The following is a 13,160-nucleotide window of genomic DNA, read 5'->3' as shown; positions in this document are numbered from 1 at the left end:
CGCACGGGGGTGGCACGTATCGCGATGTGGCGAGGATTGACCGGCCGACGATTTTTTGGGCACGCAGGGTCGGCGCTGCTCGTGGCCGGCCTCTGTGCCGCGGTTGCCTCGATGGTGTTGTCGCGACTGGATCTCGGCCCTGACGCGCTGAAACTCTGGCTGCGGATCTCGGCAGGGGTGGCGGTGGGTGGCCTCTTCCTCGCCGCCCTGTTCGCTCGGCGGATCACCAAGGACCGCCGGCAGATCGCGCAGAGCGAAGAGCGCTTCCGCCGCGCGATGAAGGATTCGGCGATCGGTATCGCCGTTGTCGGCCTCGACGGGCGCATTCTCGAGGCCAATCCGGCCTTCGCCGCCATGCTCGGCTACAGCCGCGAGGAGATCGAGGCGCTGACCTTTTTCCAGATCACGCATCCCGACGATCTGCAGATAGGGCGGGAAACGATGGCCGGTCTGAAGGCCGGCACCGTCGACGCCTTCCAGTTCGAGAAGCGCTACCTGCGGAAGGACGGCACCCCCGTCTGGGCCCATCTTGCCGGTTCCGTCATTCGCGACGAGAAAAGCGGCCGTCCGCTCTATCTCGTCTCGCAGATCGAGAACATCGACGCACGCAAGCAGGCCGAGGCGCGCGTCGCCGAAGCGGAAACGCGCTGGAATTTCGCTCTCGCCGGCGCCGGCCAAGGCGTCTGGGACCTCGACATGCGCAAGGGCGGCACGACCTATTCCTCGACCTGGGTCAGGATGCTTGGTTATGCGGATGGCGAGCTCGATGGCGATCCCGACCATTGGCTGACGATGATCCATCCCGACGATCGCGAGACCGTCGCCGAGGCGGATCGCGCCCATCTCGAAGGCAAGACGCCATTCTTCGAGGCCGAGTTCAGGATGCGCCACAAGGACGGCCACTGGATATGGATCCTCGACCGCGGCAAGGTCATCGAGCGTGACGCCGGGGGGAGGCTGATCAGGGCCATTGGCAGCCTGACCGACATCACCCGGCGCAAGCAGGCCGAAGAGTGCCTCGCCGTGTCGGCGACAATGCTCGCCGACGAGAAGGAACGACTCAGAGTGACGCTCCAGTCGATCGGCGATGCCGTTATCTGTACCGACGCCGCGAACCGCGTCACCTTCATGAATCCGGTCGCCGAAAAGCTGACCGGAGTTTCCGGCGGCGAGGCCCTCGGCAAGATGCTCGGTCATGTCTACTGGGCGGTAGACGAGGAGACGGGTCACAGGATCGGCGTAACTCGGCCGGCGATCGGCCAGGCCCCTTCCGACCAGAACAGCCGCGCCGTCCTCATCCGGCGCGACGACACGCGATGCAGCATCCGTCAGGTCGTGTCGCCGATCATGAACGAGCGGAACGAGTTCTGCGGACTGGTCATCGTCTTCCAGGATTTCACCGATGCGCGCGCGCTGCAGCGACAGCTTGCCCACGCCGCCGCGCATGACGCGCTGACCGGCCTTGCCAATCGCTCGAGCTTCATCCGCACGATGGAGGAACTGGTCGCTCAGGCGCGCAAGGACTGTACGACAGTGTCGGCCGGAGGCGGCGGACATCAGTTCATGTTCGTTGACCTCGATCACTTCAAACTGGTCAACGACACTGGCGGCCACGCGGCAGGAGACGCCTTGCTCAAGCGGGTCGCCGAGGCTATCCGCGGCGTCCTTGGCCCCGAAGACATCGTCGCGCGCCTGGGCGGCGACGAATTCGCGGTCATCCTGAAATCGGGTTCGGCTGCCCGCGCCAAGATTGTGGCGCGATCCATCATCGATGCGATAGCCGGCCTGGATTTCACCTGGGACGGCCGTCCCCACCTGATCGGCGCCAGCATCGGGTTGGCTGCGATCGGCGCCAATTGTGGCGAGGTCGACGAAATCATCGCGAGAGCCGACGCTGCTTGCTATGCCGCCAAGGCGGCCGGCCGTGGATGCGTTTCCGTCGCGCCGGATGGGGTCGACAACAAGACAGAACCGCCCGAGCCGCTGGCTGCCGCGTCCTGATCAGGGTCAATCGGCCGGCGGCCTGTTCGCTGACGCGAACCTGACTAGCGCGTCGGAACGGGATGTTCGCCGCGATAGTCGTAGAAACCACGCCCGGTCTTGCGGCCGAGCCAGCCGGCCTCGACATATTTGACCAGCAGCGGGCAGGGGCGGTATTTCGAATCCGACAGGCCGTCGTGCAGCACCTGCATGATCGACAGGCAGGTGTCGAGGCCGATGAAATCGGCAAGCTGCAGCGGCCCCATCGGATGGTTGGCGCCGAGCCGCATGGCGGTGTCGATGGCATCGACGGAGCCGACGCCCTCGTAGAGCGTGTAGATCGCCTCGTTGATCATCGGCAGCAGGATGCGGTTGACGATGAAGGCCGGAAAATCCTCCGAAACCGTGATCGTCTTGTCGAGCTGCTTCACATAGGTCTTTGCCGCCTCGAAGGTTTGGTCCTCGGTGGCAATGCCGCGCACCAGCTCGACCAGCTTCATCAGCGGCACCGGATTCATGAAATGGATGCCGATGAAACGCTCCGGCCGGTCGGTCTGCGCGGCGAGCCGCGTGATCGAGATCGACGAGGTGTTGGTCGCCAGGATGGCTTCGGGATTGAGGAGGGGACAGAGCTGCGCGTAAATCTTGCGCTTGACCGTCTCGTCTTCGGTCGCCGCCTCGATCACGAGATCGGCGCCGGCAAGATCGGCCATGGCCGGAGCTGCCGAAATGCGCGCCATCGCGTCGTTGCGCACCTTCTCGTCGAGCTTGCCGGACCCCACCTGACGGGCCATGTTGCCGCTGATGGTGGCGATGCCCTTCTCGATCCGGTCGGGCGATATATCGTAGATCAGCACCTTGTAGCCCGAAAGCGCGGAGACATGGGCGATGCCACCGCCCATCTGGCCCGCGCCGATGATGCCGATCGTCTCGATCTTGCTCATTACACCGATCCCGTCAAAAGGCCTTTGCAGCCTGCTTTTTGTGCGGTGCAAACTAAAAGGGCGGGGCGACTTCGTCTACCCCACCCCTCACAATTTAATACGCTTTGGCAGAAAGCGTCAAAGCGCCTTTTGCAGTTCCGGCAGGATGACGAAGAGGTCGCCGACGAGGCCGTAGTCGGCAACCTGGAAGATCGGTGCCTCCTCGTCCTTGTTGATGGCGACGATGACCTTGGAATCCTTCATGCCGGCAAGATGCTGGATGGCGCCGGAGATGCCGACGGCGATGTAGAGATCGGGCGCCACCACCTTGCCGGTCTGGCCGACCTGCCAGTCGTTCGGCGCGTAGCCGGCATCGACCGCGGCGCGGGAAGCACCGACGGCGGCACCGAGCTTGTCGGCGACCGGCAGGATGACCTCCTGGAACTTCTCCGAGGAGCCGAGCGCGCGGCCGCCCGAGATGATGATCTTGGCCGAGGTCAGTTCCGGACGGTCGGTCTCCGACAGCCTGTTCTCGACGAAGGTGGACAGGCCGGGATTGGCCGCCGCCTTGATCGTCTCGACCGCCGCCGAGCCACCCTCGGGGGCAGCCTGGAAGGAGGCCGTGCGGACGGTTATGACCTTCTTGGCGTCGGTCGACTGCACCGTCTGGATGGCGTTGCCGGCATAGATCGGCCGCTTGAAGGTGTCGGGCGAGACCACTTCGATGATCTCGGACACCTGCGCGACATCGAGGAGCGCGGCAACGCGCGGCGCGACATTCTTGCCCGACGAGGTCGCCGGCGCGATGATGGTGTCATAGGCGCCAGCCAACGACACCACGAGCGCGGCCATCGGTTCGGCGAGACGCTCGGTGAGTTCGTCGGCGTCGGCGAGCAGCACCTTGCTTACGCCCTTGAGCTTGGCGGCGGCATCCGCTGCCGGCTTGGCGCCCTTGCCGGCAACCAGCACATGCACGTCCGAACCGATCTGCAGGGCGGCCGAAAGCGCCTTGGCAGTCTGGTCGGAAAGCGTGGCGTTGTCGTGTTCAGCAATCAGAAGAATAGCCATTTTCTTTTTCCTTTCCCGATCGCTTACAGCACGCCGGCTTCGTTCTTGAGCTTGTCGACCAGTTCGGCGACGCTCTTGACCTTGACGCCCGCCTTGCGGCCGCTTGGCTCCTCGGTCTTGATGACCTTCAGCCGCGGCTTGACGTCGGCGCCGTAGTCGGCCGGGGTCTTTTCGTCGAGCTGCTTCTTCTTGGCCTTCATGATGTTGGGCAGCGAGGCATAGCGCGGCTGGTTGAGGCGAAGGTCGGCGGTGACGATCGCCGGCATCTTCAGCTCCACCGTCTGCAGGCCGCCGTCGACTTCGCGCGTCACCTTGGCCTTGTCGCCCTCGATCACGACCTTGGAGGCGAAGGTGCCCTGCGCCCAGCCGAGCAATGCGGCCAACATCTGGCCGGTCTGGTTGGAATCATCGTCGATCGCCTGCTTGCCGAGGATGACGAGGCCGGGCTTCTCGGCGTCGACGACGCCCTTCAGCACCTTGGCAACGCCGAGCGGCTCGGTCTGCTCGTCGGTCTTGACCAGGATGGCGCGGTCGGCGCCCATGGCGAGCGCGGTGCGCAGGGTTTCCTGCGCCTGCTGCGGACCAATCGAAACGACGATGATCTCTTCAGCCTTGCCGGCTTCCTTCAGCCGGATCGCTTCTTCGACCGCGATCTCGTCGAAGGGGTTCATCGCCATCTTGACGTTGGCGAGCTCCACCGCCGAACCGTCAGCCTTCACGCGAACCTTCACATTCGCATCCACAACCCGCTTCACGGGCACAAGGATCTTCATTTGCCTGTCACCTCTTCACGATAGTTGGGCGCGCTATAACAGCCTGCGCCCCTTCTGAGTTGTCGAAAGCCGACATTCCTGACTGAATTCCGGCCAGACGGAATTCTGGCCGGATGGAAATTCTGGTCTTTGACCGCCTTGGGCTCGGACGGAGACGTTTCCGTAGTTGCGGCAACCCTGCACGTCAATACGCGGCAAGCCGCTCAAATCGGTTCAGTCGGGACTGGACGTGTTTCCACGCCCCCAGCGCGGCGTCGCGGCGGGCGGCTCGGGCGTCATCGGGGCGGAAACCGGAGACTGTTCGGGACGGGTAACGGCGACATCCTCGTCAGCGGGCGCAAACAGCGGTACGCCGCGGCTGCGCAGGACAAGCACCAGTACGGCTCCGGCGATGATGCCGCCGATATGGCAAGCCCAGGAAATCTGGTCCTCGCCGCCGGCGACGAACATCACCACCTGGAAAAGCACCCACAGGACGAGCGGGATGAAGGCTGGAATGCGCAGCGGGATGCGGGCAAAAGCCAGCACCCATACCTTCACGCGCGGATAGAGGATCAGATAGGCGACGACCACGCCGGCAATGGCGCCCGACGCACCGATGAGCGGCACCTGCGAGTCCCATCCGACGAGCCCCTGGAAGGCTGCTCCGGCGATGGCGCACAAGAGGTAGAAGATGAGATAGCGGACATGGCCGAGCGCGTCCTCGACATTGTCGCCGAACACCCACAGGAACAGCATATTGCCACCCAGGTGGAAGATGTCAGCATGCAGGAAGGAATAGGTGAGATAGCTCAGGCTTTCGGGGATGACGACAAAGCGGGGGTCGAGCTCGGCGGTGTCATGAACGACCGACGGGATGAAGCCGAGGCCGAGCACCGCGGCATTGGTGAAGTTCTCGCCGCCGAGCGATGTGATGAGATAGACCACGGCGTTGACCACGATCAGGCCGATCGTCACATATTGCAGCCTGATATGCCGCAGCCTGTTGGTGTCGTAAAGCGGGATGAACATCGATCCCCGGCCCCTTCCGCTTTTCGGACAGTTCAGCGGTTCTTGCCGGGAACCCATAGCACGTCGGCATTTCCGTTGTCATTGACCGCCCGAGCGGCGACAAACAGGAAATCCGAGACACGGTTGATGTATTTCAGCGCGTCGCGGTTGACGTGCTCGCGCGGGTCCTGGGCCAGGGCCACCATCAGCCGTTCGGCCCGCCGCGCCACGGTGCGGGCCAGATGCAGGGCGGCGGCCGCCGGCGAGCCGCCGTTCAGCACGAAGGATCTGAGCGGCTGAAGGTCCTTGTTGAGCAGGTCGATATCCTTTTCGATCCGGCCGGTCTGCGCGGCGATGATGCGCAGCGGCTCATAGCCGAGCGGCTTGCCGTCGTCGGGCACGGCGAGATCGGCGCCGAGATCGAAGAGATCGTTCTGGATGCGGGAAAGCATGGCGTCGATCGCCTGATAGGTCTGCGCGGTGTGGACGCGGGCCATGCCGATGCAGGCATTGGCCTCGTCGACCGTGCCATAGGCGTCCACCCGCAGATCGGATTTCAGCCGCCGTTCGCCGGTTCCGAGACCCGTGGTGCCATCGTCGCCGGTGCGGGTGTAGATCTTGTTGAGCTTGACCACGTCGCCTCCCGAACGGCCGATATCCTCACTTGCGGGTGAAATACACCGCCAGCAGAATCAGCGCCAGCGCCATGGCCTGCAGGAGAACACGCGCCTGCATCAGCTTGTTCGAGGTGACGCCGGAACCGCCACGCATCATGTTGATGAGACCGCGAATGAGCACGATCACCACGGCGACCATGACCAGAATGGCGAGGATGTTGAAGGTGGTGGCCATTGTTGCGTTCCCAGTTCCCTTGCGTCAGGCGCGTTTGGCGAGCAGGCGATAGAGCATCGATGCCGGCAGGACGCGCTTGAGCGCGGCGCCGATTCTGGCCGGCACTGTTACCACATAGTGCGGGCGCGGGCGCCGCGACAGAAGTGCATGGCGCAGCGCCTTGTGAACCACTTCCGGCCCAGGCTTCAGCCGTGATTGGCTGCCGCCGGCCCTCAGCCGTTCCAGTTGTGCCTGGTAGTCCGCACGATGCACGGAGTTCTCGTGGTCGATGTTCTTCAAGAACCACACCAGCCCATTGCTGGCGATCTTCGATGTCACCGGCCCAGGCTCGATCAGCGAGACATGGACGCCGCTGCCGGCCAGTTCCTGGCGCTGGCAAAGCATCAAGGCCTCCAGCGCGTGTTTCGACGCCGAATAGGCACCGCGAAAGCGCACCGGCGTCAGGCCGAGGATCGACGAACAATGCACGATGCGGCCATGACCCTGACGGCGCATCACCGGCACCAGACGGCGGGTCAGGTCATGCCAGCCGAAGAAATTCGCCTCGAATTGCTCCTTGAGCGCCGCAACGGCCAAGTCCTCGACGGCGCCGGGCTGAGCGTAGGCGCCATTGTTGAACAGCGCATCGAGCTTGCCGCCCGTACGCTCGAGAACCGATGCAACCAGCGCCTCAATGGATGCGGCTTCGCTATAATCGAGATAGAAGGCCTCGATGCCGTCAGCCTCGAGCGCAGCGATATCCTCAGGCTTGCGCGCCGTCGCGAACACCCGCCAGCCTTCGGTCTTCAACGCACGTGCGCAGTGGGCGCCTATTCCCGAGGATGCGCCGGTGACGATGATCGAGCGCAATTCTCGCGCGGGATTGCTCGTGGTTTCGCCAAGGGTTGCCATTTGCCGCAATCCCTTCCCATATTCCCGGCGTGGAGACAATTGGAGGGACGCGGTTCTCAATGCGGAAGATCGTAGCCCTCAAGCGCGTTCTCTATGACGCGCTCGGCCATTTCAACACCGATGACGGCTGGGCGATGGCCAGCCATCTGGCGATCACCTCGCTGATGGCGCTGTTCCCGTTCCTGATCTTTGCCACGACGCTCGCCAGCTTCCTTGGCGCGCAGGCGTTCTCCGACACCGCGGTGCACCTGGTCTTCGACACCTGGCCCGAACAGATCGCCAAGCCGATCGCGCGTGAAGTGCTCAATGTACTGACCGTCAGGCGCACCGACCTTTTGACGTATGGCGTGCTGCTGGCTGCCTACTTTGCCTCGAACGGCATCGAGGCGCTGCGCACCTCGCTCAACCGCGCCTATCGCGTGTCTGAGACGCGCGGCATCATCTACCGCCGGGTGCAGAGCATCGTCTTCGTGCTGATCGCGACGGCCGGGTTCCTGGCCATCAGCGTGCTTCTGGTGTTCGCGCCGCTGCTGGCGCGGCTCGCCGAAGCCCATATCGAGGGTATCAAGCCCTATATGGGCACGATCACGCTATGGCGTTACGTCATCGCCTCGGTGGTCATTGTCGGCGGGCTGTTTTCCGTGCATTTCTGGCTCCCGGCGGGCAAGCGCCGCCTCGTGTCGATCGTACCGGGCATCATCTTCACATTGGCGGCATGGCTTGTCGGCTCGACCGTCTTCGCTTCCTACCTCGATCATTTCTCGTCCTATGTGACGACCTATGCCGGCCTTGCCTCGATCATGATCGCGGTGGTTTTCCTTTATATGATCTCGGCGATCTTCATCCTTGGCGGCGAGCTCAATGCCGCGATCAGCCGCTACCTGGAGGCGCGTGCCCGAGTCGGCTGACCCTGTGCCCTGGTCTGTCGAGCCGTTGCCAGGCCAACGCCGAAGGTCGTAATCGCCATGCCGACGATCTGCAGCGCATTGAGCTGCTCGTCGAAGAGGGCCCAGGCGATGATGGCCGTCACCGCCGGCACCAGGTAGAACAGCGAGGCGACTTTCGACATCTCGCCGTCGCGGATCATCAGCATCAACAGGAAGATGGCGCCGAGCGACAGCACCAGTACCAGCCAGGCCATGGCGAAGATCAATTCGCCGTTGATGACGACGGTGCGTGTTTCAAAAGCGAGCGAGGCCAGTATCATCAGCGAGGCACCGCCGACATATTGCCACATGGTCGCCGCGACGAGGTCGCCGCCGGAGGCGAAGCGCTTCTGCCAGATGGTGCCGGCGCTCATGCCGAGCACCGAGACCAGCGAGGCGGTCAGCGTGGCCGCCGTCACGCCGCCGCCGAGCGCCCCGAGCTTTGGCCACAGCACGATGACGATGCCGACGAGGCCGATGCCGAGGCCAAGCCAGTGGCGCGGCAGGATCGCCTCGCCGAGAAACTTGCCGGCAAGAACGGCCGTGATCAGCGGCTGCAGGCCGACGATCAGGGCCGAGAACCCCGCCGGCATGCCCCTGTGGATGGCCCAGAAGACGGCGCCGAGATAGACACCATGCATCAGGATGCCCGCGCCGGTGGCATGCAGCGCTTCTTCGCGCGTGGCTCGCTTCGAGCCCAGCACGGGCATCAGGATAGCCAGCAAGATGGCAGCTATGACGAAACGTGCGGCGAGGAAGGTGAACGGCTCCGCCCATGGCATGGCGTAGCGCGCGCCGATGAAGCCGGTTGCCCACAGGACAACGAAGGTGGCGGGGATGAACCGCTTGATGCTGTGCATTTTCCGGAGACCGCCGCGCTGCAGAGAATTGACCGTTGGCGCTGCTCTAATCCGGTTCAACCCGGCGCGCAAAACGAAACGATTGATCCATGCATCACCGGAATTCAACGGGCGGCGGATTCGAGGCGTGGTTTGCTCTAACCGCGCAGAGATCAAAGCCCGACCATCCGCCTGACGTCCTCCGGGGACGCGCCGGCATCGCGCAAGGCGGCAAGGCCCGTGTCCTTCAGGCTCTTCGACAGCTTTCGTCCGTCCGGCCCGAGGATGAGACGATGGTGGAAATAGGCCGGCCGCGGCAGTTCCAGGACTTCCTGCAGCAGGCGTTGCACGCCGGTGGCGGAAAACAGATCCTGTCCGCGCACGACATGGCTGACGCCTTGCAGCGCATCGTCCATGACGACCGCGAGGTGGTAGCTGGTCGGGATATCGCGGCGCGCCACGATCACGTCGCCCCAGTCCTGCGGACGGGCTTCGACGGAGCGCGTCGCGGAAAGCGTCTCATCCACGAATTCGGCCCATGCGAGGTCCTTGCCGACACGCGCCATGGCGGTGCCGACATCCAGCCGCCAGGCGAAGGGCGCGTTGTCGGCGATCCGTCGTTTGCGTTCCTTCACCGGCAGCGCCTTGTCGGCCGGGGGATAGAGCGGCACGCCGTCGGGATCGCGCGGCCAGTCGCGCCCGCGCCGTTCGCTGTCGGTGATGAAGGCGCGGATTTCGCCACGGCTCATGAAGGCGGGGTAGACGAGTTCCTCGCGGATCAGCCGGTCAAGCGTCGCCCCATACTCGGCGAAATGCTCGGACTGGCGGCGCACCGGCTCCTCCCAGCCAAGCCCCAGCCATTTCAGATCGGCAAGCATGCCTGCCTCGAATTGCGGCGTGCAGCGCGTCGTGTCGATGTCCTCGATGCGCAGCAGCAGCCGCCCGCCGGCGGCGCGCGCCAATTTTTGATTGAGCAGCGCCGAATAGGCATGGCCGAGATGCAGTTCGCCGTTGGGGCTGGGCGCGAAGCGGAATGTCAGGAGTGTCATCTGTCCGGCGGCAATCATGTTTTGCGGCGCTTCGCCAATTGCTACCCTGTAGAGGATCAAGGAACAAGAAAGCATGCAACGCATCGCCACGCTCGACGACATTGCACGGGGGCTCGACGCGCTTTGCGTGATCGACCCGCGGCTGGAAAAGGTACGCGGCATGGCAGGCGAAGTGCCGCTGCGGCTCTCGGAGCCAGGGTTCAGGAGCCTCGCCTCGATCGTCGTCTCACAGCAAGTGTCCCGCGCCAGTGCCGATGCCATCTTTGGACGGCTGATCAGGCTCGTCGATCCCTTGACGCCGCAGGCGATCCTTGCCGCCGGCGAGGACATGTTTCGCGAGGCCGGCCTGTCGCGGCCGAAGCAGCGTGGTCTGATCGCCGTCGCCCAGGCCGTGGTCGGCGGCCTCGACCTTCACCACCTCTGTTCGCTCGACGCCCAGGAGGCGATCACGACGATGACGGCGGTGCCCGGCATCGGCCCGTGGACGGCGGAAGTGTATCTTTTGTTTGCCGCCGGCCACCCCGACATCTTCCCCGCGCGCGACGTCGCCTTGCAGAGCGCCGTCGGCCATGCGCTCGGGATCGATCCGCGTCCGCCGGAGAAAACGCTGATCGCATTGGCCGAATCATGGAGCCCGTGGCGAGGTGTCGCATCGCGGCTTTTCTGGTCCTATTATCGCGAAACCAGGGGGCGGGATGCCGCGCCCCCGGCCTGAATCCGCGAAAAGGCATAAAAATCATGCGTTTTTGGCGCTTCAGCGACGCGACAATCCGCTTCACATCCCTGTCATGTCGGGCTTACAGTATCCGCGCCGTTCGGTCCTAGAACGAAGGAGGTCAACACGTGACGGTTGCCGTATCTCCGGATGGGCTTCCAGCGCTGGTGCTGAATGCGGATTACCGTCCGCTCAGCTATTACCCTCTGTCGCTCTGGTCGTGGCAGGACGCCATCAAGGCGGTGTTCCTCGACCGCGTGAATATCGTCGCCGAATACGAGCACGCCGTATCCTCGCCGACCTTCTCGATGAAGCTGCCGAGCGTCGTCAGCCTGAAGGCCTATGTGAAGCCGTCCAGGCATCCGGCCTTCACTCGCTTCAATGTCTTCCTGCGCGACCGCTTCCAGTGCCAATATTGCGGCACGCCCGAGGATCTGACCTTCGATCACGTCATCCCCCGCCATCGTGGCGGCGCGACGACGTGGGAGAATGTCGTCGCCGCCTGTTCGCCCTGCAATCTCAGGAAGGGCGGCATGATGCCGGCGCATGCCAAGATGTGGCCGCTGCAGAAGCCTTTCCAGCCGACGGTGCATGATCTGCACAACAACGGTCGCCTGTTCCCGCCCAACCATCTGCATGAAAGCTGGATGGATTATCTCTACTGGGATGTTGAACTCGAACCTTGAGATCGTTGGAGAATTCGGGAGGCTGGCCGTCTGGAGCAATTGTCTGCGCTTCCGATGCTCACGGACCAAATGTCCGCTCCGCTTCGGTTCTCGACAATCACTCCATACGACTCAGCCTGCCGAATTCTTTGAACGATTTCGCGTCGGCGCAGTACTTAATCGCGGGTGAGGGCGCCGCGGAAGGCGACGGCGGCGAGGACAAGGCTGGCGATGGCGTTCCAGCCGGCCAGCGACAGGCCGAGGATGCGAAGCGCCGCCTTGTCGCAGGACGGCGGCACGAATTTGTCGAGCGCGTCAAGCACGCCCTTGCCGCCGGTGTCGACCGGCCCGGCGCCCGCGGTGCAATCGGTCGGGCCCGGCCACCACGCCCATTCCACGCCGGAGTGGTAGACGCCGAGATAGAGCCCGTAGAGCATCAGCAGGCCGCCGACGGCCAGCAGGCCGCGCGGCACCCATGCGGGTGCATGCAGCGTTGATGCAAGCACCGCCAGCACCATCAATGGCACGCCGACGTAGTAGGGCGTGCGCTGCTGGAGGCAAAGGTGGCAGGGGATGTAACCGCCGAGATACTGGAAGCCCAGCGCCGAGCCCACCGTGGCGGCCATGGCGACGGCGAGAAACAAGGCGGTCCGCGTCCGCTGGCGTCCGGTGTCGGCATTCATGGTCGCTGTCATGGGTCTTTCGTCCGTTTGCGTTCGCCGCCCGCTCAGTCTCGTTTCAATCCATGTGTCCCAAAGCCGCTGGGCGAGATGGACTAGAGGGCGTATTTGACCAGGATATAGAGCAAAATCAGGGCAGCCGCTGCAGCACCGGCGATCAGGCCAAGGCGCTTTTCGATGAACTCGCGGATCGGCTCGCCGTAACGGCGCAACAGCCAGGCCAGCAGCAGGAAGCGGGCGCCGCGCGCCACGATCGCCAGCACGATGAACAGCGCCAGATTGACGCCGATGACGCCGGACAGGATGGTCACGACCTTGATCGGCGGCAAATGGGCAGCGCCCGAAGTGATCAGCATCAGGATGATGAAGCCAACGCCCGACGAGGTGCGCAACTGCTCGAACTCGTCATACTTGCCGTAGAATTCGAGGATGGGCCTCGCCACCGCGTCATAGGCGTAGTGGCCGATGAACCAGCCGGCGATGCCGCCCAGCACCGACGCGACGGTGGCGATCAGCGCATAGCGGTAGGCGCGATCCGGCCGCGACAGCGCCATCGGCAAGAACAGCACGTCGGCCGGCACCAGAAACACCGAGCTTTCGACGAAAGCGATGAAGGCCAGCCACCATTCAGCGGATTTCCTGGCCGCCAGCGACAAGGTCCAATCGTAAAGTCCGCGAAGCATCGGCACTCCTAATGCGTGTCGCCCAAAAGTGCGCAGCGGTTTCGGGACAAAACAAGGAACCCAAAGCACGCCATCCATCTCTTCAGACACGCCGCGCCTTGATGCGCCGCCTGTCTAGAAAGATTT

General features: G+C 63.9%; 15 protein-coding genes. 4 read left to right on the top strand and 11 right to left on the bottom strand.

All coding sequences use genetic code 11. The features are described 5' to 3' along the window. Positions 1–81: 81 nt before the first annotated feature. Positions 82–2,001, top strand: a complete 1,920-nt coding sequence (locus NR193_RS16005) for a PAS domain S-box protein (RefSeq protein WP_256751752.1) — start codon at positions 82–84, stop codon at positions 1,999–2,001. A gap of 44 nt (positions 2,002–2,045) precedes the next feature. Here the strand turns inward: NR193_RS16005 and NR193_RS16000 are convergent, their stop codons facing one another. From NR193_RS16000 to NR193_RS15970, 7 genes are all read right to left on the bottom strand, one after another. Continuing rightward, positions 2,046–2,924: a 3-hydroxybutyryl-CoA dehydrogenase gene (locus NR193_RS16000; protein WP_091585341.1), complete on the bottom strand. Its 879-nt coding sequence runs from the start codon at positions 2,922–2,924 to the stop codon at positions 2,046–2,048. 117 nt (positions 2,925–3,041) lie between these two features. Then, positions 3,042–3,971, bottom strand: coding sequence for an electron transfer flavoprotein subunit alpha/FixB family protein (locus NR193_RS15995; protein ID WP_256751751.1), 930 nt, complete (start codon positions 3,969–3,971; stop codon positions 3,042–3,044). Positions 3,972–3,994: 23 nt separating this feature from the next. Beyond that, positions 3,995–4,744: an electron transfer flavoprotein subunit beta/FixA family protein gene (locus tag NR193_RS15990; protein WP_256751750.1), complete on the bottom strand. Its 750-nt coding sequence runs from the start codon at positions 4,742–4,744 to the stop codon at positions 3,995–3,997. 213 nt (positions 4,745–4,957) lie between these two features. After that, complete coding sequence (locus NR193_RS15985) at positions 4,958–5,755, bottom strand: rhomboid family intramembrane serine protease (protein WP_256751749.1); 798 nt, start codon at positions 5,753–5,755, stop codon at positions 4,958–4,960. A 32-nt stretch (positions 5,756–5,787) separates the two neighbouring features. Then, positions 5,788–6,369, bottom strand: coding sequence for a cob(I)yrinic acid a,c-diamide adenosyltransferase (locus tag NR193_RS15980; RefSeq protein WP_256751748.1), 582 nt, complete (start codon positions 6,367–6,369; stop codon positions 5,788–5,790). Positions 6,370–6,394: 25 nt separating this feature from the next. Then, the gene (locus NR193_RS15975; protein WP_256751747.1) at positions 6,395–6,586 is read right to left on the bottom strand and encodes a twin transmembrane helix small protein; all 192 of its coding nucleotides are present in this window, start codon (positions 6,584–6,586) and stop codon (positions 6,395–6,397) included. A 24-nt stretch (positions 6,587–6,610) separates the two neighbouring features. Continuing rightward, positions 6,611–7,477 (bottom strand): SDR family oxidoreductase, encoded by an 867-nt coding sequence (locus NR193_RS15970; protein WP_256751746.1) that lies wholly within the window; start codon positions 7,475–7,477, stop codon positions 6,611–6,613. A 59-nt stretch (positions 7,478–7,536) separates the two neighbouring features. Here NR193_RS15970 and NR193_RS15965 point away from each other — a divergent pair, with 59 nt between their 5' ends. Continuing rightward, positions 7,537–8,385: a YihY/virulence factor BrkB family protein gene (locus NR193_RS15965; protein WP_256751745.1), complete on the top strand. Its 849-nt coding sequence runs from the start codon at positions 7,537–7,539 to the stop codon at positions 8,383–8,385. Here NR193_RS15965 and NR193_RS15960 read toward each other — a convergent pair. Further along, positions 8,355–9,263 (bottom strand): DMT family transporter, encoded by a 909-nt coding sequence (locus NR193_RS15960; RefSeq protein ID WP_256751744.1) that lies wholly within the window; start codon positions 9,261–9,263, stop codon positions 8,355–8,357. The genes NR193_RS15965 and NR193_RS15960 overlap by 31 nt on opposite strands. Before the next feature lie 152 nt (positions 9,264–9,415). Next, positions 9,416–10,291: a tRNA glutamyl-Q(34) synthetase GluQRS gene (gene gluQRS, locus NR193_RS15955; protein WP_256751851.1), complete on the bottom strand. Its 876-nt coding sequence runs from the start codon at positions 10,289–10,291 to the stop codon at positions 9,416–9,418. A 73-nt stretch (positions 10,292–10,364) separates the two neighbouring features. Here gluQRS and NR193_RS15950 point away from each other — a divergent pair, with 73 nt between their 5' ends. Further along, positions 10,365–11,006 (top strand): DNA-3-methyladenine glycosylase, encoded by a 642-nt coding sequence (locus tag NR193_RS15950; protein ID WP_256751743.1) that lies wholly within the window; start codon positions 10,365–10,367, stop codon positions 11,004–11,006. 128 nt (positions 11,007–11,134) lie between these two features. Further along, positions 11,135–11,692, top strand: a complete 558-nt coding sequence (locus NR193_RS15945) for an HNH endonuclease (RefSeq protein ID WP_006328497.1) — start codon at positions 11,135–11,137, stop codon at positions 11,690–11,692. A gap of 155 nt (positions 11,693–11,847) precedes the next feature. On the opposite strand, the gene NR193_RS15940 is transcribed toward NR193_RS15945, so the two are convergent. Continuing rightward, on the bottom strand, positions 11,848–12,366 hold the full coding sequence (locus tag NR193_RS15940; protein WP_256751742.1) for a disulfide bond formation protein B: 519 nt from the start codon (positions 12,364–12,366) through the stop codon (positions 11,848–11,850). Between the two features lie 80 nt (positions 12,367–12,446). Beyond that, a complete protein-coding gene (locus NR193_RS15935; RefSeq protein WP_256751741.1) occupies positions 12,447–13,034 on the bottom strand; it encodes a YqaA family protein in 588 nt (195 codons plus the stop codon). Positions 13,035–13,160 lie beyond the last annotated feature (126 nt).

The sequence above is a fragment of the Mesorhizobium sp. Mes31 genome (assembly GCF_024519675.1).
In the GTDB taxonomy this organism is placed as follows: Bacteria; Pseudomonadota; Alphaproteobacteria; order Rhizobiales; family Rhizobiaceae; genus Mesorhizobium.
This window is presented reverse-complemented; position numbering and strand designations above follow the sequence as displayed.

Excerpts from the sequence above, each read along its gene's own strand:
- NR193_RS15995 (WP_256751751.1), bottom strand. The coding sequence starts at position 3,971 with ATGGCTATTCTTCTGATTGCTGAACACGACAACGCCACGCTTTCCGAC.
- NR193_RS15960 (WP_256751744.1), bottom strand. The coding sequence starts at position 9,263 with ATGCACAGCATCAAGCGGTTCATCCCCGCCACCTTCGTTGTCCTGTGG.
- NR193_RS15990 (WP_256751750.1), bottom strand. The coding sequence starts at position 4,744 with ATGAAGATCCTTGTGCCCGTGAAGCGGGTTGTGGATGCGAATGTGAAG.
- NR193_RS15985 (WP_256751749.1), bottom strand. The coding sequence starts at position 5,755 with ATGTTCATCCCGCTTTACGACACCAACAGGCTGCGGCATATCAGGCTG.
- NR193_RS15950 (WP_256751743.1), top strand. The coding sequence starts at position 10,365 with ATGCAACGCATCGCCACGCTCGACGACATTGCACGGGGGCTCGACGCG.
- NR193_RS15965 (WP_256751745.1), top strand. The coding sequence starts at position 7,537 with ATGCGGAAGATCGTAGCCCTCAAGCGCGTTCTCTATGACGCGCTCGGC.
- NR193_RS16000 (WP_091585341.1), bottom strand. The coding sequence starts at position 2,924 with ATGAGCAAGATCGAGACGATCGGCATCATCGGCGCGGGCCAGATGGGC.
- NR193_RS15970 (WP_256751746.1), bottom strand. The coding sequence starts at position 7,477 with ATGGCAACCCTTGGCGAAACCACGAGCAATCCCGCGCGAGAATTGCGC.
- gluQRS (WP_256751851.1), bottom strand. The coding sequence starts at position 10,291 with ATGACACTCCTGACATTCCGCTTCGCGCCCAGCCCCAACGGCGAACTG.
- NR193_RS15940 (WP_256751742.1), bottom strand. The coding sequence starts at position 12,366 with ATGACAGCGACCATGAATGCCGACACCGGACGCCAGCGGACGCGGACC.
- NR193_RS15935 (WP_256751741.1), bottom strand. The coding sequence starts at position 13,034 with ATGCTTCGCGGACTTTACGATTGGACCTTGTCGCTGGCGGCCAGGAAA.
- NR193_RS15975 (WP_256751747.1), bottom strand. The coding sequence starts at position 6,586 with ATGGCCACCACCTTCAACATCCTCGCCATTCTGGTCATGGTCGCCGTG.